An 18,409-nucleotide genomic window follows, 5' to 3' on the forward strand; every position below is an offset into this window, starting at 1 on the left:
CGGCACGCATCCGCATCCGGCAACTTGAGCGAGCCGTTCAGCGCGCCGGCGAGACCCGCTGCAATCGCCCGCGCGCCGGTCTCCGGCAGCACCAGATCCGGCGACAAGCCCGCGACCGCTTCAGGCAAACCACCGACCGGCGTCACCAGCACTGGCGTCCCCGATGCGAGCGATTCGACGGTGATGAGACCAAAGCCTTCGAGCGCGACCGTCGGCACCACGCTGATATTCGCCGCCCGATACAACGCCGCCAGGTGCTGATCGGGCACGAAGCCCAGCAACTTCACGTTGTCCTCCAGCCCCGCTTCACTGATGCGCGCCTGCAACTCGCCTTCGAGCCGCCCCTTGCCCGCGATCAGCAGCAGCACGTCGGGCGCGCTGCGCTTGAGCAGCTTGACCGCGTCGATCAGATCTTCGAGACCCATGCGGCGCACGAGGCGCCGCACCGCCAGCACGATCGGCCGATCCTGCGGCAGTTGCAGCCGCAGGCGCGCCTCGGCCGGCGTGATCGGCAGATTGAACTGCTCGACGTCGACGCAACCAGGCACCACGCGTACGCGATCCGGCGCGATCCGGTAGCGCGAGGTCAGAATCTTGCCGAACGCCTCCGACAGCACGATCAGCCGCGACGAGCGCGCATACACCGACTGCTCCAGATAGCGCTTCGCGCGCTGGCCGAGCGAATCGGCGCCTTCGACGTGGCTCTCGTCGGCCCACGGCCCCTGAAAATGCGACACCTGAGGAATGCCGCGCGTCACGTCGAGTCCCGGAAACGTGTACAGCGCGAAGTGCGAGGAGATGACGTCCGGGCGCGAAGTGCTGATTTCCTGGCGCAGCGCGCGGCGTGCCGCCATCAGCCGCAACGGCAGCGATTGCGCGGCCGAACCGAAGCCGTTGATGGCGCCGCCGGTATCCGCCGCCACTTTCGGCGAGCCGGCCACCACGCCGCGCACCGCGACGCCCGCGCCCGGCAGCGCGCCGATCAGCGAGTAGTACATGCGGTCGAGGCCGCCCGCGCGTTCGGGAAACCAGTGCATCCCGATCTGCAGCGATTTGATTGAGTTCGTCGTCATGGTTGTTGCCCCTGTGCGTTCTGAGAGTTGTGTCGATGAAGCGCTGAATGCAGCGAATGCGTGGCGCGGCGCGATACGCGCCGCGCCGCTACGTCATCCGTCATTCCGCGCTCTTCTGTCCGGCCAGCGTGTTCAGCGTCAGCGCGTCGGTCTTCGCGACCGCTGCCGCTTCCGCTTCGCTGCGCCGGCGGTTTTGCTGCTGCCCGGCCAGCTGCCGGTACAGCGCGATGTATTGCTCGGCCATGCGCGCCCAGCCGAAGCCGGTGGCGAGCTGATTGGCGGCGACGCCCATCGCGCGGCGCGCATCGTCGTTATCCGCGAGACGCGCGATCGCGCCGGCGAGGGCCTTGGGATCGTCCGGATCGTCGAGCACGATCCCGCAATCGGGCGTGATGATTTCGGCGCCGCCCGCGGTGCGCGCGGTGACCACGGGCAAGCCGGCCGCCATCGCTTCGAGCAGCGACAGGCTCATCGCTTCGTAGCGCGAAGGAAACACGAACGCGTCGACCGAATGCATCAGCACCGGCATCTCCTTCACGAGGCCGAGAAAATGCACGCGGTGCGCGATACCGAGCGCCTTCGCCTGTTCCGGGTACGGACTGCCCGGCAGAAAGCCGGCCACCGCGATCTGCACGTGCTCAGGCAAGTGCTTCAAAGCGGCCAGCACGGTGCCGAGATTCTTGCGCGGCGTGCGCAGATCGCCGACGAACAGCAGCAGGAATGCGTCCTTCGGCAAGCCGAATTTCTCGCGATTTCCCGTGGCCGCCGCGAAACCTTGCGTGTCGACGCCGTTGTAAATCACGTCGACGCGGTTATGCGGCGTGAGCCCAATCGCGCGGATTTCATCGGCGACCTTTTGCGACACCGCCGTGATCACCTTCGAGCGCCGGTAGGCCCAGCGCTCGAGCAGCGCATTGCAGCGCGTATACACCGACTGATACGCGGACCACATCCCCTTCGTGAGACCGAACGGGTAGTACTTGCTGCCGAACCAGCCGCTATGCACGAAGTGTGACGTGTTGACGTCGGCGGGCATCCACGTGATGAAGCCGTTCACGTGCAGCACGTCGTATTCGCGGCGATGCGCGCGCAGCCACATCGCGCTCTTGAACGCGAACACCTGCTGGCGCAGCAGATTGGTGGGCCACCAGCGGCCGATCTTCACCGGCGCCCAGCGGACGTTCGGGTGCGCGAGCAGCTCGGGCGCGACGTGCGAGGCGACCAGCGTGACGCCGATGTTCTCGTCGAGGGCGGCACGCGCGATCTCGTGATTGACGCGCCCCTGGCCGTCGTTATGGCGCACTACGTGCGTGACAATGGCGACTCTCAATCCGTGCCTCCGTGGAGAAATTGCGTGCGTCGGCGGTTCATCTTGTCGTGATGGACCGCGGAAAGAATCGAAAAAACACTCATGAAAAGCAGCAGACCGCCGGTGCCGACCAGCGAGTTGGTGAACACCAGCATCGCGAAGGTCGCGAGGCTCAGGCTCAGGCACGCGGACACGAACTTGTCGTCGCGCAACTTGAACGACGCGAGCACCGCGCGCATGAGCAGCCAGACGATGCCCGACATGTAGAGCAGCGTGCCGGGCCAGCCAAGCACGAATGGGATGTTCATCACGCCGCTGTCGAAGTTGCCGTACTGGCCCAGTTGCCCGCCGTCGTTGGACAGCTTGGTCGAGGTGCCGGTGGCGCCCATGCCCTCGCCGGCCACATCCGTGAACGCGGTCTTCGCGAAGGTCGCGTAGAACTCGTTGCGCGCGGCGTAGCTCTGGTCGTCGTTCAGGTTGACGATGGTGCTCAGGCGCGCCTGCATCCGCTCGGCCACCGGGCCGACCGCCAGCAGCGGCACGCACAGCCCGGCCAGCAGCACCGCGCTCGCGACGATGCGCAAGCGCACCTTGTTGTTCGACTTGACGAGCTGGATCAGGAGCGCGATGACCCAGCCGCCCCAGGTCGAGCGCACGAGGCTCAGCGCGAACGAGAAGAAGCCGAACGCCGCGGCGATCCAGCGCACGCGATGAGTGGCCGCCATCACGAAGACCATCGCGCCCATCATCGCGAACGCGAACGGTCCCGACGAATTCATCGTGCTGAATACGCGCACGCCCATCGGCACAGGGTCGCCTTGCGAGTTCATCTGCGAGCCGAGCATCCAGAGCGCGTCCCACTGCGGCATGATGAAGAACTGGATCAGGCCGTAGCCGCCCATGACCAGCATGCCCCAGATGAACGTGTTGACGATGGTGTCGCGGTACTGCGGATACTGGCGCGTGTGCGCCATGATGTGAAAGCCGATCAGGATCGGATACAGCCAGTTGGCGAGGTCATAGGTGGCCGCGAGCGGCCCGCTCGACATCACGCCGACCATGAACGCATAGGCGAGCCCCATGAGGACCAGCAGCACCGGCAGGCCGCGCCGCTGCGCGAGCAGCTTGTAGTAACGCAGCAGCGACAGGGCGCTGATCATCGTGACCGCTAGCGGTGCGACCTGGATGAGGCTGGTCGGCGTGAACGAGCCTTTGGACCAGTCGGCCAGACGCCGCACTTCCGGGCTCAGAAACCACAACCACCACATGAAGCCGATGTAGCGCGCCGGGCTCTTGAAGTACAGCCACAGGCCCGTGAGGATCGCGAGCACGGGGAACGCGAGCGTGAGCACCGTGCCCTGATGCGCGACGATCAGCACCGCCGTGATCAGCCACAGCAACAGCGGCGGCAGCCATTCCTGCGGGCCGCCGGACAGCAGCCGGGCCGTCCCTTTCGGGGCGGCGTCGGTGGCGTGGGCTCGCGCAATCGTCGACATCGTTCAGAGGCCTCCGCGTGATTCGCGCGCGGCGGCGCGGGCGGGCTGCGCCTGCTGCGGTGCGTGGGCCTGGCTTGCTTGCATGTGCCCTTGCGCGTGTGGCTGTGCCTGCGTCTGCTTTTGTGTTTGTGTTAGCGTCTGACCTTGTGCACGCGCGCGCAGCATGTCGCGCGTGATGCGCACGTGCTGCATCGCATAGTGTTGCGTCGTCAGATCGCGCGACAGCAAACCGGCAGCCGCCGCCTGCGCCTGGCGCAACGCTTCGGCCGGCGACGCGACGAACTGGTCCACCGCATCGCGCAGTGCCTGCGGATCGAACGGCGGGATATAGGCCGCTTCATCCGCCAGAAAATAATCCTGCAGCGCGCCGACGTTCGTCACCACCATCGGCTTGCCGACCGCCGCCGCTTCCAGCATCACGGTGATACCCGACGCGTGCGAATTCGGCCGCAGCGGCACGACGATCACGTCGGCCCAGTCGTATAGTTCGTGCTGCTTCCTGATACCCGAGAACAGCGCGATCTCGACATTCGGCGCGCGCAGCGACGCCGGAATGCGCCGCCGCGTCGCGAGCTTCACGGTATAGCGTGAATCGTTGCCGAACGCCTTGATGAGCGTCTCCCAGTCGCGGTCGCGATCGTTGCCGATCGCGGCGATGCGCAGCGGCGTATGCGGCGCCCATTGTGCGGGCGCGCTGACCGGAAAGTCGTGCGTGTTCAGGCCGTACAGCAGCGGCCGCGCCTCGCGGCCAAAGTAGCGCTGACACAGCCCGGCGTTTTCGCTCGCGAGCGTGGTCAACTGATCGGCGCGCCTCATCAGCTTGCGATACAGCCAGCTGCGAAAAATCCCGTACGAGGGCCACTTGTCGAGCAGCCACACGCTTTGCGCGAGCAGCAGCGGCGATGCGGCGGGGCCCGCCTTGCGTCCGCTCAGCAGCAGCATCAGCGCGGCCGACAGCCATTCCTGCTCGGTGTGCGTCCAGATCACGTCGGAGCGCAGCATCTCGGCGCGGTTGCGCCACGTATGAATGAAGTCGAAGCCCAGCAGCGCCTTCAGCGCGCGGCGTACGAGGCGCACTGGCTTGCCTTCGCGCGCGTCTTGCGAGTAGGTCAGCCTGAACTCGTCGGACTCCGCGTGGTGATAGCCATACAGGCAGCCGATGTGGTCGCCCGGCCGGTAAAAACGCGGGTCCGCGCCGTAAAACAGATGAACGTGAACTTTCGTACTCATGCAGACACTCCGCTCTGCCGGTGGAAAGAGGCATCGGCGACCCTGACGGTGGTCAGGGGCAGATGCGCGAACATAGGGGACGTAGTGGCCCTGGCGGGGTCGCTCACGAGAGCGCCCGGCGCGCTTCATGCGCGCCCGTGCGCACCGCGCGCCAGCGCGAGAGCTTCAGCCCCGCCTGCTTCGACACCAGCGCGAGCGCCGCATGCGTGAGTCCCGGATAGACCCGCGTGCCGACTAGCGTCCACCACCACCATGCCGTCTCGCGGCGCAGCGGCGGCAACTGGTCACGCAGGATCAGATGGAAATTGAACGCGGCGTTGCGCAACGCCGTCATGGTTTGCGCGTCGCGGCGGTCTTCGTCGAAACGTTCAGCGGGAAAGTGATCGACCGCCACGCGCGGGTCGTACATCAGCTTCCAGCCGGCGTTTCTCACCGCGAGGCTGAACGCCATGTCGTTGTGGACCTGCGCGCCCGCGCCGCGCAAGCGCGCGTCGAAGCGGATCGTGCGCACCGCGTCGCGCCGGTAGCTCATGTTGGCGCCCTTCAGGATGTCGACTTCGCGTGCGCCGCCAACCCCGAGATGATGATTGCCGATGATCCTGCCGTGCGCGGTGACCTTGCCCACCTGTTGCCGCTCGCCGTCGAGCACGCGGCCCTTCTCGTGCACCCAGTCGCGCCCGCCGAGCGCGCCGAGACGCGCGTCGCTCCCGAACGCGGCCGCGATCCGTGCGATCCAGTCGACGTGCGGCGCGGCGTCGTCGTCGGTGATCGCGATCACGTCGCCGCTCGCCGCGTCGAGGCCGCGATTGAGCGCCGCGACCTGGCCTGGCACGTCGACCGGCGCGATGACGAGCGGCAACTTGCCCGGCACGGCTGGATCGCGCAAACACGCATGTGTCGCGTCGTCGTCGGCGCGCGCCACCACGACCACTTCGTCGGGCGCGCGCGACTGCCGTTGCAGCGCCGCGAGGCAGCGCGCCAGATCGGCCGGGCGGCGGTATGTCGGAACCAGTACCGTCACTTTCATCGTGATGTCCTTTCTATCTTCGTTGCGCGGGAGACTGAGCAGGCGAAGCGGGCTGCGCTCAGGTGCTCAGATATTCCTGAACCGCCGCATAGCTGCGGTCGTAGCCGCCACGCGAGCGCGCCGGCATACCGTTGAAAATGCCGCCCTGCACGTGCACGCCAGCGGCGCGCAGGCGCTTCAGCGCATCGGCGATCTCGCCTTCGCTGTGCATGCCCGAGCGCATCACGAAGAAGGTCGAACCGGCATAGGCGCCGATGATCGACGCATCGGTCACGGCCAGCACCGGCGGCGTGTCGATCAGGATGACGTCGTAGCGCTTGGCGAGCCCGTCGAGGTATTGCGGCAGACGCGGCGACATCAGCAGCTCCGACGGGTTGGGGGGGCGGCGGCCGCACGCGATGAAGCTCAGGTTCTCCACGTTCGAACTGCGAATCGCTTCTTCGAGCGAGATCTGGCCGCTCAGCAATTCGGACAGGCCGTTATCCTGCGCGCCACCCAGGCAGCGTTCGAGCACGCCGCGCCGCATGTCGCCGTCGATCAGCAGCACGCGCTTGCCCGAGTGCGCGAGCAGCACTGCGAGGTTGACCGTCAGGAAGCTCTTGCCGACGCCGGCCATCGGACCGGTCAGCATGACGATGCTGTTGCGCGCGTCCATCATCGTGAACTGCATCGAGGTGCGCAGGCTGCGCAGGCTTTCGATCGTCACGTCCTTGGGGCGCGCGTTCGCCAGCACCGAGCGCAGACGTTCGCCGCCGCGCTGGAACGCGCTTTCGAGTTGCGCCTGCTCGGCGCTTTGCGGCACGAGCCCGAATACCGGCAAATGGAATGCACGCTCGATGTGATCCGGATCGTCGATGCCTTTAAACATATTGCGGCGCAGGAACACGAAACCGGTGCCTGCGATCAGCCCGAGAATCACCGCCGCCGACAGGATCAGCATCTTCTTCGGCTTGACCGGCGCGCCCGGACGCAACGCGGCGTCGACGATATGCACGTTGCCGCCCGTGCCGGCCTTCTGCACCGACAACTCCTGCACGCGGTTGAGCAGCAGCACGTAGATGTCTTCGGCGACCTTCGCATCGCGCTGCAACTGTACCGCCTTCACTTCGGTGGCCGGCAGATCGCGGAAACGGTCCGCGTATTTGGCGCGCTGCGCCTGCAACTCGGCCATCTGTTCACGCGCGGCTTTGAGCAGCGGATGGTCGTCGCCGTAACGCTCGTTCAACTGCGCCATCTGCAGACGCAAGCCGGCGATCTGCTGTTCGTACTGCACGCTGCCTTCGAGGTATACCTTGGCCTCGTCGCTCGCGTTGATCGAGCCGGACTGACGCTGATACGCGGTCAATGCCGCTTCGGCGCGCTCGAGATCGGACTTCAGGCGCGGCTCCTCGCTCTTCAGGAAGTCGAGCATACGGATCGCGTCTTCCTGCTTGTTCGACACGTGCTGGCGCACGTACGACTGCGCGAGCGCATTGGCGACGAGCGCCGCGTGTTCGGGGCTCTTGTCTTCCAGCGAAATCTGGATCACGCCGGTCTGCTTGCCCTGCTCTTGCACGCTGATGGCCGACTGGAACGCGGTGATCGCGTCGAGGTCGTTGGCGCGCATCACCGTGAATTCCTGGCCCGGACGCGCGACCAGACTGTTCACGAGCATCGTCACGCCGCCGCCCTGCGCCTGTTGCCCGACCTGGCCGCGCAGCAGCAGCGCGCCGTTGGGTGCGAACAGCTCGTAGTGCTGCTCGTCGATCACGCGCAGGTTCAGCTTCTGGCCTTCGAGTGCGGGCGTCACGTCGATCGAATCGAGGTCGACGGATTCGCCGCCCCATGCATACGACGTCAACCCGAGCCACGGACGCGCCGGCTGGCCTGGCGTGGCGAGGCGCGCGGCGATGCTGCCGAGCAGCGGCACCGTCTTCGGCGTGACGCTGAAGTTGAGCTTCAACTGCTGCACCACCGGGCCGACCACGCCGCGGCTCTTGATGATTTCGATTTCGGCGTCGGTCGGCAGCGAGGTCGAGCCGCTCGTGATCGCCGCGCCCGTCTGCGTCTGCGTGAGCGCCTGCGACGTGTTGTCGGACTGCTCGACGCGCACGTGTGCATCAGCCGAATAGATCGGCTTGGCGAGGTAGCAGTACGCGACGGCCATCGCGATGATCACGCCGGCGATTGCAAGCAGCCACCAGATGTCGTCGATGATCACCTGCACCAGTTGCCCGAGGACGATGTCCTCTTCTTCGGTCTTGATCGGACCGGCCATGTGTGGAGAGATTTGATTGCTCACAATTCGATCCCGTATCGGTTGCTTCGGCGTTTTTGCTTCGGTCCCGCGCCGCGCCCTCGAAGGGAGCGGCGCGGGCCTGTCTACGGCTCAGAGGTTCAGCGCGTCAACTGCTTCAGATAGAACAGCGTCTGCACGCTCGGCAGGACCTGCTGCAACACACGGTTGAAGGTGGTCGAAGCGGCGGTGCCCACATACACGACATCGAGCGGCTGCAACTGGAACTGCGAGGACAGCATGATCGAGTCCGGTTGCGTCATGTCGAGGCGGAACACCTCCGGCGTGGTCGGATGGTCCTTCATGCCGCGCATCACGAAGATCTGGCGCGGATTGGCGTCGGTGTTCAGGATGCCGCCGCCTTGTGTCAGCGCATCGGCGATCGTCATGCGGCCGCGCACGATCGGCACCTGGATCGGCGTCTTCACTTCGCCCATCACGAAGATGCGGCTGTCGGTGCGATCCGGCACGTTGATCACGTCGCCGTTTTGCAGCATCACGTTCTGCGTGGTGTCGCCGCGATCGAGCATGCGGTCGGCATCGAGCGTGTAGAGCTTGTTGTTGCGCGTGAGGCGCACGCGCTGGATATCGGCGTCGGAGTTCGTGCCGCCCGAGCGCGTGATCGCGTCGACCAGCGTGAGCGGCACGTCGCTGATGGCGAGCGGCCCCGGCGTCTTCACTTCGCCGGTCACCTGGACTTTCTGGCCGCGATACGAGAGCACGCGCACGTCGACCTGCGGATTGCGGATATAGCGCACGAGGCCGCTCGCGAGCTGCTCGCGCAACTCGCCGGTGGTTTTGCCCGCGGCCTTGATGCGGCCGACGAACGGGAAAAAGATCGTGCCGTCGGCAGCGATGGTCTGGCCGTACGGATCCGCCTGGCCCGGCAGCGCGGCCGTATACGGCTGCTGCAACGCACCGCCGATCGACTGCGTGGTGTTGCCGCCCGAGGACAGCGTACTGCCCTGCGGCGTGGTCAATTCAGGGTGATCCCACACGGTGATGCCGAGAATGTCCTGCGGGGAAAGACGATACACGTACTGCGACGGATCGCTCAGGGCCGAGGTCGGCAGCACCTGGGTTTTCGAAGCAACCGCCTGCGCTTGTGCGGCGATCAGGTTGCCGTCGATCAGATGGACCGGATAGGTTTCGGTGGGCCGATTCTGGCCGTCCTCTTTCAGGCGCGAGGTGTCGAGATAATTGCCCGGTGCGGTGGCGCAGGCCGACAGAAAGGACGTCAGCAAAAGTGTCGCAGCGAACTTCGTACTGAAGCCGGCCTTGACGTTCGCGAATGAGTTTGCAGTGAGTTTTTGCATCAGCATATTTTTTTCAGCCATCCCATGACCAGATGTTCGATGAGCACGAGACTCTCCCTGTAAGCGGTTTCCTCGCCGCCGTGCGGATCGGCGACGTCGGAATCGTCTTCCCATTTGCCGAGCGGATAAACCTTGCCGCGCGAGGCCGGATCGAGCGCTTCGACGTCGCTCACCTGCGCGCGCTCGGTGACCAGCACCAGATCCGCGGCTCGCACGAGCGTGCGGTCCAAACGGCGCGAGTAATGGATGCCCGACGCAACGCCCTGCTCGGCGAGCAGGCGTTGCATGACCGGGTCCATCGCGTGGCCGTTCATCGCGCGCAGGCCCGCCGAATGAAACGCGATCGGTGCGGTCGCGCGCCCCGCCTGCGCCGCCGCCCGCTGCTTCGCCTTGAACAGCATTTCGGCGGCGGGCGAACGGCAGACGTTGGCGTGGCAAACGATCAGAACGTTGGCGAACATGGCAGGCTCCTTGACGAGGCGCGTGGTGAGCGGGGGGCCAGGCGGCCTAGAGGCTCGCGGCGGTGGCGTTCACCGCTCGTGTATCGAGATTCGCGTGCGCGACGGGCAAGCCGTTCGCGCCGACCCGCGCCGGCGCATTGCGCAGCGCGTGCTGACGGCCGATCGCGTGATACTCGATGCCGAGTTCGAGCAGTGCATCCGGCTCGTAGAGATTGCGGCCATCGAAAATCAGGGGCATCTTCAGCATTTCCTTGAGCGCGTCGAAGTCGGGGCTCTTGAAGACCTTCCATTCGGTGAGGATCACCAGCGCGTCGGCGCCCTCGGCCGCTTCCATTTCTTCCTTCACGAACGTGAGGCGTGCATGCTGCTGCGGCACGTCTTTCAGATCGAGCGCGAACACGCGCTTCGATTCGTCGATCGCGACCGGGTCGTAGGCCTTCACGTGCGCGCCGCGGCGCAGCAGTTCGGCGATCAGCGGACGGCTCGGCGCTTCGCGCATGTCGTCGGTGTTCGGCTTGAACGCGAGGCCCCACACGCCGAACGTACGGTCCGACAGGTCTTCGCCCAGACGCGCGACGATCTTCTGCGCGAGGATGCGCTTTTGCGTGTCGTTGACCGCTTCCACCGCTTCGAGAATGCGCAGGTTCGCCTGGTGGTCCGCGGCCGTGCGGATCAGCGCCTGCACGTCCTTCGGGAAGCACGAGCCGCCGTAACCGCAACCGGCATACAGGAAGTCGTAGCCGATGCGCGGATCGGAGCCGATGCCACGGCGCACCGCTTCGATATCCGCGCCGACGCGGTCGGCCAGATTGGCCAGTTCGTTCATGTACGAGATGCGCGTGGCGAGCATCGCGTTGGCCGCGTACTTGGTGAATTCGGCCGAGCGCACGTCCATGTACAGCGTGCGTTCGCGGTTGCGGTTGAACGGCGCGTAGAGGCGCTTCATCAGTTCGCGCGCTTTTTCGCCGGGCACGTCCTCGTCGCAGCCGAGCACGATGCGATCGGGCCGCGTGAAATCGTCGACCGCCGCGCCCTCTTTCAGAAACTCCGGATTCGACACCACCGAGAACATATGCGTCGCGTTGCGCGCAGCCAGCTCGGCCGCGACCACGTCACGCACGCGCGAGGCCGTGCCGACCGGCACCGTCGATTTGTCGACGATCACCTTGAAGCCCGTCATATGCCGGCCGATATTGCGCGCGGCGGCGAGCACGTACTGCAGGTCGGCGGACCCGTCCTCGTCGGAGGGTGTGCCGACCGCGATGAACTGGATGTCGCCGTGCGCGACCGCGGCCTCGACATCGGTCGAGAACCTCAGGCGTCCGGCCTTGCGATTGCGCGCGATGATTTCCTGCAGACCCGGTTCATGGATCGGCACGCCGCCGTTGTTGAGCACGTCGATCTTGCGCTGATCGACGTCGAGACAGAACACGTCGTGGCCGATGTCGGCCAGACATGCGCCCGTCACGAGGCCTACGTAGCCACTACCGATGATCGTCAGGTTCATGTGTTGCACCTCGAGAAAAGGAGTTGATTCGGTGGAGTTGATTCCGGCATGCGGTCGTGCGGCGCGTCGCCTTGCATGACCCGGGGCCCGATCGCGGATTCAATAAGCGTTATTGCCCACGAAGCCCTTCCACAGCGTCAGCACGACGATCTTGATGTCGAGCCAGAAGGTCCAGTGCTGCATGTAGTACAGATCGAGCTTGACGCGGCCCATCATCTTTTCGATGCGGTCGGTTTCGCCGCGATAGCCGTTGATCTGCGCCCATCCGGTGATGCCGGGCTTGATCCGGTAGCGGTGCATGTAGCCCTTCACCAGATCCTTGTAGATGTCGTCGTGTTCGAGCGCATGCGGGCGCGGGCCGACCACCGACATCTCGCCGCGCAGCACATTGATGAACTGCGGCAGTTCGTCGAGGCTGGTGCGCCGCAGGAACGCGCCGACCGCGGTGATGCGCGGGTCGCGGCGCGTCGCCTGGGTGATCTTGCCGGCCTCTTCCTTGTGCTGCTTCATCGAACGGAATTTATAGATCTCGAACTGATTGCCGTCGATGCCCTTGCGCTTCTGGCGGAAGAACACCGGGCCGGGCGAACTCAGCTTCACCATCACCGCGATCACCAGCATCAGCGGCGACAGCGCGGTCAACGCGGCGAGGGCGAACAGGCGGTCGAACACACGCTTGGGCAGCACGCGCAGATCCGTGATCGGCGAGGCGGCCAGGTTGATCGCCGGCACGCCGAGCAGCTCGACCATCGGCTGATTGAACAGCGTGAGACTGCCCACGTCCGGAATGAAGCGGATGTTCACGAAGTCGTTGCGCAGGTCCATCACGAAGCGATGGATCGCCTTTTCCTTCGAGATCGGCAGCGCCAGCCACAACTCGCGGATCGCACGCTGGCGCACCAGCTGGATCATCCGCTGATAATCGCGCTCGACGGGCACGCCTTCGATCACGTCGCCCGCGTCCGGGTCTTCGTAGTGATTGATGGTGCCGTCCTCATCGAACATCACGACCGGACTGAAGCCCGCTTCCGGGCGGCTGCGCATCTGCTCGATCAGGAAGCGCCCATACGGCGCCCCGCCGACGATCGCCACCGCGCGCTGATTGAAGCCTTCGCGGCGCAGTCCACGCAGGATCGAATAGACGATCACCTTGGTGACGATCAGCAGCACGATGGTGGCAACCGCCCAATACACGAGCCACAGCCGCGACAGGCTGTCCGAGCGGTGCAGGCTGAAGCTGATCAGCACGCCCGTGATCTCCACCATCACCCAGCCGCCCGCCACGCGCGACAGCAGGTCGTAGAGCGGCTTGCCGCGCCACGATTGATAAATGCCGAGCGCCGGGAAAAACACCACCACCAGCAGACAGCCGAACGCGAGCGACACGCTTTGCATATCGTCCAGCCACACGAACTTTCCGCTGTGCACGGCCGCCGCGATGGCGGCGCCGAGCGCGACCATGGCGATGTCGATGATTCTCGATAGAACGCTCAGCATGCGCTGCCCCTCAGTTCGTCAGTCAAGTGCCATCCGTTGGTTGGTTGAATCCGTCGCCACTGCGTCCGCCAAACGGGCATACCACGCCGTCGAGCGCGTCCCGCAATAAACCTGCGCGACGCGAAACGGGTTGAAGCGGTGCGATTGCCCTTCCATTTCCCGAACCTGAAAATGCCTAATGGCCGGATCGGGAAATTCATGTCGGAATGAGTGAATACCCTTGTACAGGTATAGATAAAGCGATATTAAAATTCGGACTGCAAGACCGCAAAATATCTCAAATTGTATCGGTCAAAGTTTCGGTATTTTTTCTGAGTTTTGCTCGGCAATTGTTACCGGATCAAGCGCTTTCTGCGTGTCCGAAGGCGCTCCCTGAGCCGTTCTGTAAGGTAAATTCACCGGCGCCCGGCGATTCCCTACGAAGCTTACGTCCGATCTCGTGCCGTCATTCTGAAGCAGAATGCGCGGTAAAAAAATGGCCACCGATTTTTTTCGGGTAATTTTTCTTTTTTATAAATCGGCCGGACATTTTTTCTACATGAAATGGATATTTTAATTGCGCGCTTTTATATAGTTTTCATTTAACGCGCTTTTATTGATTCCAGACTTCATGATAAAACTCGTCGCATTCACCCAGCCTCGAGGAGTCCATCATGACAGCTCCGGTCACGGCGACACCCGCCGACACCCGGTCCACGCAAGCTATGCCCCTGAACGTCAAACTCAAGATTCACCCCGTGATTCTCGCGGGCGGCTCCGGCACGCGGTTGTGGCCGATGTCGCGCGAACAGCATCCGAAGCAGCTGATCGGTCTGCTTGGCGAAGACTCGCTGCTGCAATCCACCACCCGTCGTCTCGACGGATTCGAATCCGGCTACCCGCTCACCGAGCAGCTGGTGGTGGTGGCCAATGAAGAGCAGCGCTTCACCACCGCCGAGCAACTGCGCACGAGCGGCAAGCCGACCCGGCTGATTCTCGAACCCGCGGGCCGCGATACGGCGCCCGCCCTGACGGTAGCCGCGTTGTCGATCGCCGCGCAGGACAGCGACGGCATCATGGTCGTGATGCCCGCTGATCACGCCGTCACCGACAGCGACGGCTTCCATGCGGCGGTGGCCGCCGGCGTGCAGCATGCGGCAGCCGGACACATCGTGACGATGGGCATCGTGCCGACGCGCGCGGAAACCGGCTATGGCTACATTCGCATCGGCGCGGCGCTCGGCGCACAGGCACATGCTACGGATGACGAAGCATCTGACAAGATCGCCGCGCATCAGCTCGACCGCTTCGTCGAGAAGCCGCATCTGGAACTCGCGCAGCGCTACGTCGAATCGCGCGAGTACTGGTGGAACAGCGGCATCTTCATCATGCGCGCGTCGACCTGGCTGAAGGCGATTCGCCATTTCCAGCCGGCCATTTACGAGGCGTGCGCAGCCGCGTTCGCGGGCGGCAAGGCGGACGGCGACTTTTTCCGTCTGCAGCGCGACGCGTTCAGCGCTTCGCCGTCGAATTCGATCGACTACGCGGTAATGGAAAAACTCGGCGCCGATCAGAGCGTCGCCACCGGTGTGGTGGTGCCGCTGCAGGCGGGCTGGTCGGACGTGGGGTCGTGGGACGCGATCTGGGACATCTCGGAGAAAGACGCCGAGCGTAACGTGAGCCGCGGCCGCGTGATGTTCGAAGGCGCGTCGTCGACTTTCGCGCATTCCGAAGGACGACTGATTGCCTGCGTCGGCACGCAGGACCTCGTGGTGGTCGAAACGGCCGACGCGATTCTCGTTGCCGACAAGTCGCGCGTGCAGGACGTGAAGAAGATCGTCGGCCGGATTCGCGAAGAAGGCGGGCTGGAAGCGTCCAACCATCGCAAGGTGCATCGCCCGTGGGGCAACTACGATTCCGTCGATACCGGCGAGCGCTTCCAGGTCAAACGCATCGTCGTGAAACCCGGTGCGCGGCTTTCGCTGCAAATGCATCATCACCGCGCCGAACATTGGATCGTCGTGCGCGGCACGGCGCTCGTCACGCGCGGTGAAGAGCGCTTTATCGTCTCCGAAAACGAATCGGCCTATATCCCGCTGGGCGTCACGCACCGCCTCGAGAACCCGGGCAAGATGCCGCTCGAAATGATCGAGGTGCAGTCGGGTTCGTATCTCGGCGAAGACGACATCGTGCGTTTCGACGACACGTATGGACGCCAGTGATCAGGCAATACGGTTGAATCACCACGAATGAAGCGGGAACCTGCGGCGGTTGCTCCTGACTGCCGCGGGGTGTTGCTGAACTAGCTAACCGCCATGCTCATCCCGCGTGGGAGATGAGTTCTGTGTACGTCGACGGAAAGCGATCCGACGCGCTGCCGTCGGATGAGGTGGTGGCGGCCGGCGCTTCACCGGGATAACGGCGCAATGGTCCACGGAATGCATTGAGCGGACCGTGCAGCGGCGCGCCATGATTTACCGCGACCGGCTCCGGCACGTGACGCAAGGCGGGCAACGGACGTGCCGTTTGTCTCGGCGCATAGGCCGACGGCGCACGAGCCGCGCTCGCGGATTCGGCCGCGGCCTGCGTCGCGCGTTCACGCTCGATCCACTGCTGCGCCCAGTCGAGCGCGTACTGCTCCGCCTCGTGCGCATCAGCGAAGCGCGGACCGACGAGGCCGGAACGCTCGACACGCTTGCCGTCCTTCAAAATTTCCGCCCACGCGCGATACATCTCGTTCGGCACCTGCTCTGCCACGACGTAGATCAGATAGCCGTGCGGGCCGGCGATTTGCATGCCGCGTGGCGCAAGACTCAGTGACAACGGGCTGCGCTGATCGTCCGGCGCATGCGCGTGACGTGCCGACGCGATCGCCAGATTCAACTGGTCCATCGCCGTGCCGACCGCGCCCGCTTCGCCGAAATCGGCAGACACAGCGGCGCGCACTGCGGGCCGCGTCCCGGACGTTGCCGAGCTTGCCTGCGCGCGCGCCACCGGCGTCGCTGTCGCCAAGCCGGACAATTGCCGCGTCATGTCGGCGATTGGATCGGCCGAGCGCCAGTTGGCGAGCGTGCTCGACACGCCCGGCGCCTGCCACGACTCGGGACTCTTCCAGGACACGCCACGCAGACTCTCGTCGCGCATGCTGGGTGTTTCCGCAACCGGCGCTGCGGGTTTGGCCGCGACGGGCGGCGCCGGCTCGGGAACGTACGCGAAAGTGCGCCCGGTTTGCGACAACAAGCGGACCATTTCGAGCAACGTGCCGTTCAGTTGCCATTCTTCAAACCGGCGACGGCACGTGGGACCCGACGGATAGCGGCCCGGCAGTTTCGACCAGGGCTCGCCAGTAGTCAGAATCCACAGGACGGCATTCGCCACGATACGCGGTTCGGCGCGGGGCCGGCCGCGTCGGTTCAGACGGACGGCCGGCTCATCGGAGACAAGCGCTGCCAGCAGCGCCCATTCGTCATTGCTTAGCTCATCGAAAAACATTGGGTTTTCTCCACGCAGCCTGGCCTGGCCGCGGCGTTGGACCTGCCACGGATTCAGCTTTCACGACCCGTGTGCGGCCCTCGGTTGCACAAATATGTCTGGTACGTTCAGTTGGCTGGTCAATACCGCCCTGACTTAGTGCGGTTTGTCCCTATTGCGAAGCACAGAACGTGGTCTCACTCGTGCATGGGAGAATTTGTGCACGAAGCATACCATCCCAGGGTTTGCGTGAGTACGGTTGAGACAAGTGTTACGGATAGAAACAATCTTGTCCTTTTCACTGCGTCTTTTCACGCATTGCCGTCACACAAGTGTTGGCGAACCTGACAGCGGAGCGTCGTATTGCACGGCACAACATAGCGCATTCTGCCCGAATAGGATTTACCAATCCTACACGTGATTTAAAGCGCCTTTCAATCGGTTATGGCAACGCGCGAATGGCGAGTGCAACAACGCACGCCCGCGCTGACTGTGTCTATGCAGGACGCAAAATGATGGGGTTGCAAGGGCGCGCCCGCGGTGCCCTGCGCGCGCCCTCTTTCTCGTGATGCGGTTTCTCGACGAGGCCTGTTGGACCCGCTTCTAGCGAGTCGGTTTGCTGGCGTTCTCACCCACTACCGTCGTCCACTCGCGCACGCGCCAACGCGTCACGAGTCCGGCGAGCACATACGGATCCTTTCTGGCAAAGGCTTCGGCGGTAGCGGAAGAGTCGCTTTCGAAGAGCAGCACCGCGCCGTCCGTAGGGTCGGCTAGCGCGCCGGCGAGCACCAGCTCGCCGCGCTCCGACGCCGCCCATGCGAGTTTCAGATGCTCGTCCCGATACGCGGGACGCCGTTCCAGGTAGTCGGAAACGAAGTCGTACATCAACAGATAGTGCATGGCGAGCCCTCCTATGGCTGGCTAAAGACGGTGAACCGTAGCGCCTCGGCGTCAACATTCCACATCTGATCCGCCACGGAATTTTATGCCGATTTACTATTCATTTGCATTCGCAGCAATGCCGAATACATTTTCAACCTTTCAATCAATGGTTCAAATAGTGGATAAGTCGATTCCATGAAATAAGCTTTAATCAATTGATCTGGATTGCATAACATATTTCCACTGGGTCTCTTTCGCCTGTTTCAAACGGCGGCCGGCTGTGCAGCCCCTTCACTCAGGGAAAACGAGCGCGAGCACCTGTCAACCGTAATGCGCTTCTGTCCGTTCAGGCAGACAGCATTTGCCATAATGGACATGCCGGGGGGCCCTGGATGCCGTCGACGCCCACGCGCATGAACGACCAAAACGTTTTCACCACCGATGGAGTGTCACATGAAAATCCAATCCGCTATCGCTACGCTGGTGCTGGGCGCTGTGCTTGTTTCGCCGGTGTTCGCGCAGAACAGCCAGCAAACCAAAATGGCCGACTGTAACAAGCAGGCCGGCGACAAGAAAGGCGATGACCGCAAGGCGTTCATGAAAACCTGCCTGTCCGCGAAGCCGGCCGCCGCGCCGATGACCCAGCAGGAAAAGATGAAGGTGTGCAACACGCAAGCCACCGGCAAGAAAGGCGACGAGCGCAAGGCCTTCATGAAGACCTGCCTGTCGTCCGCGCCGGCGAACTGAGTACGGCCGAAAGGTAACGCATCGGCGCCATGCAACGAGCATGATGACCGGGCGATGATGGCTCGAACATGGCCGCGCCGACATCTGCTTCGATGTCGCGCGCGGCCTCTCGCTTCCCTCGCCTCTCCCCCTTCGCAGT

The 18,409-nt window shown here is 64.1% G+C and carries 14 protein-coding genes; 2 read left to right on the forward strand and 12 right to left on the reverse strand.

Annotated features, from left to right (window positions below):
• The 10 genes from CIC12_RS06545 to CIC12_RS06590 form a co-directional block, all read right to left on the reverse strand.
• The coding region (locus CIC12_RS06545; protein WP_168663273.1) for a glycosyltransferase family 4 protein at nt 1–1,073 on the reverse strand (1,073 nt) is incomplete at its 3' end.
• 100 nt (nt 1,074–1,173) lie between these two features.
• Nucleotides 1,174–2,403, reverse strand: coding sequence for a glycosyltransferase family 4 protein (locus CIC12_RS06550; protein ID WP_168663275.1), 1,230 nt, complete (start codon nt 2,401–2,403; stop codon nt 1,174–1,176).
• Complete coding sequence (locus CIC12_RS06555) at nt 2,400–3,878, reverse strand: glucose-6-phosphate isomerase (RefSeq protein WP_168663277.1); 1,479 nt, start codon at nt 3,876–3,878, stop codon at nt 2,400–2,402. The genes CIC12_RS06550 and CIC12_RS06555 overlap by 4 nt, the downstream gene beginning before the upstream one ends.
• Before the next feature lie 3 nt (nt 3,879–3,881).
• The gene (locus CIC12_RS06560; protein WP_168663279.1) at nt 3,882–5,108 is read right to left on the reverse strand and encodes a glycosyltransferase; all 1,227 of its coding nucleotides are present in this window, start codon (nt 5,106–5,108) and stop codon (nt 3,882–3,884) included.
• A 103-nt stretch (nt 5,109–5,211) separates the two neighbouring features.
• The gene (locus CIC12_RS06565) at nt 5,212–6,135 is read right to left on the reverse strand and encodes a glycosyltransferase family 2 protein (RefSeq protein WP_168663281.1); all 924 of its coding nucleotides are present in this window, start codon (nt 6,133–6,135) and stop codon (nt 5,212–5,214) included.
• Between the two features lie 58 nt (nt 6,136–6,193).
• Complete coding sequence (locus tag CIC12_RS06570) at nt 6,194–8,392, reverse strand: polysaccharide biosynthesis tyrosine autokinase (RefSeq protein ID WP_168663300.1); 2,199 nt, start codon at nt 8,390–8,392, stop codon at nt 6,194–6,196.
• A 119-nt stretch (nt 8,393–8,511) separates the two neighbouring features.
• Nucleotides 8,512–9,726 (reverse strand): polysaccharide biosynthesis/export family protein, encoded by a 1,215-nt coding sequence (locus CIC12_RS06575; RefSeq protein WP_446727989.1) that lies wholly within the window; start codon nt 9,724–9,726, stop codon nt 8,512–8,514.
• Nucleotides 9,726–10,187 carry an arsenate reductase/protein-tyrosine-phosphatase family protein gene (locus CIC12_RS06580; protein WP_168663286.1) on the reverse strand — a complete coding sequence of 154 codons (462 nt, stop codon included), beginning with the start codon at nt 10,185–10,187 and terminating at the stop codon, nt 9,726–9,728. The genes CIC12_RS06575 and CIC12_RS06580 overlap by 1 nt, the downstream gene beginning before the upstream one ends.
• Before the next feature lie 46 nt (nt 10,188–10,233).
• Entirely contained in the window at nt 10,234–11,694 is a 1,461-nt protein-coding gene (locus CIC12_RS06585) for a UDP-glucose dehydrogenase family protein (protein ID WP_168663288.1), read from the reverse strand.
• A gap of 99 nt (nt 11,695–11,793) precedes the next feature.
• Complete coding sequence (locus CIC12_RS06590; RefSeq protein ID WP_168663290.1) at nt 11,794–13,191, reverse strand: undecaprenyl-phosphate glucose phosphotransferase; 1,398 nt, start codon at nt 13,189–13,191, stop codon at nt 11,794–11,796.
• Nucleotides 13,192–13,844: 653 nt separating this feature from the next.
• Here CIC12_RS06590 and CIC12_RS06595 point away from each other — a divergent pair.
• Nucleotides 13,845–15,392 carry a mannose-1-phosphate guanylyltransferase/mannose-6-phosphate isomerase gene (locus tag CIC12_RS06595; RefSeq protein WP_168663292.1) on the forward strand — a complete coding sequence of 516 codons (1,548 nt, stop codon included), beginning with the start codon at nt 13,845–13,847 and terminating at the stop codon, nt 15,390–15,392.
• A gap of 97 nt (nt 15,393–15,489) precedes the next feature.
• Here CIC12_RS06595 and CIC12_RS06600 read toward each other — a convergent pair whose 3' ends face one another.
• A complete protein-coding gene (locus CIC12_RS06600) occupies nt 15,490–16,662 on the reverse strand; it encodes a transposase (RefSeq protein ID WP_168663294.1) in 1,173 nt (390 codons plus the stop codon).
• Nucleotides 16,663–17,244: 582 nt separating this feature from the next.
• Complete coding sequence (locus CIC12_RS06605; RefSeq protein WP_168663296.1) at nt 17,245–17,541, reverse strand: YciI-like protein; 297 nt, start codon at nt 17,539–17,541, stop codon at nt 17,245–17,247.
• A 435-nt stretch (nt 17,542–17,976) separates the two neighbouring features.
• Between CIC12_RS06605 and CIC12_RS06610 the strand changes: the two genes are divergently transcribed.
• Nucleotides 17,977–18,270, forward strand: coding sequence for a PsiF family protein (locus CIC12_RS06610; protein ID WP_168663298.1), 294 nt, complete (start codon nt 17,977–17,979; stop codon nt 18,268–18,270).
• Nucleotides 18,271–18,409: the final 139 nt, after the last annotated feature.

Source organism: Paraburkholderia sp. SG-MS1 (assembly GCF_012275575.1).
Taxonomy (GTDB): Bacteria; Pseudomonadota; Gammaproteobacteria; order Burkholderiales; family Burkholderiaceae; genus Paraburkholderia.

Excerpts from the sequence above, each read along its gene's own strand:
- CIC12_RS06555 (WP_168663277.1), bottom strand. The coding sequence starts at position 3,878 with ATGTCGACGATTGCGCGAGCCCACGCCACCGACGCCGCCCCGAAAGGG.
- CIC12_RS06595 (WP_168663292.1), top strand. The coding sequence starts at position 13,845 with ATGACAGCTCCGGTCACGGCGACACCCGCCGACACCCGGTCCACGCAA.
- CIC12_RS06575 (WP_446727989.1), bottom strand. The coding sequence starts at position 9,726 with ATGCAAAAACTCACTGCAAACTCATTCGCGAACGTCAAGGCCGGCTTC.
- CIC12_RS06600 (WP_168663294.1), bottom strand. The coding sequence starts at position 16,662 with ATGTTTTTCGATGAGCTAAGCAATGACGAATGGGCGCTGCTGGCAGCG.
- CIC12_RS06570 (WP_168663300.1), bottom strand. The coding sequence starts at position 8,392 with ATGGCCGGTCCGATCAAGACCGAAGAAGAGGACATCGTCCTCGGGCAA.
- CIC12_RS06590 (WP_168663290.1), bottom strand. The coding sequence starts at position 13,191 with ATGCTGAGCGTTCTATCGAGAATCATCGACATCGCCATGGTCGCGCTC.
- CIC12_RS06585 (WP_168663288.1), bottom strand. The coding sequence starts at position 11,694 with ATGAACCTGACGATCATCGGTAGTGGCTACGTAGGCCTCGTGACGGGC.
- CIC12_RS06605 (WP_168663296.1), bottom strand. The coding sequence starts at position 17,541 with ATGCACTATCTGTTGATGTACGACTTCGTTTCCGACTACCTGGAACGG.
- CIC12_RS06610 (WP_168663298.1), top strand. The coding sequence starts at position 17,977 with ATGAAAATCCAATCCGCTATCGCTACGCTGGTGCTGGGCGCTGTGCTT.
- CIC12_RS06580 (WP_168663286.1), bottom strand. The coding sequence starts at position 10,187 with ATGTTCGCCAACGTTCTGATCGTTTGCCACGCCAACGTCTGCCGTTCG.
- CIC12_RS06560 (WP_168663279.1), bottom strand. The coding sequence starts at position 5,108 with ATGAGTACGAAAGTTCACGTTCATCTGTTTTACGGCGCGGACCCGCGT.
- CIC12_RS06565 (WP_168663281.1), bottom strand. The coding sequence starts at position 6,135 with ATGAAAGTGACGGTACTGGTTCCGACATACCGCCGCCCGGCCGATCTG.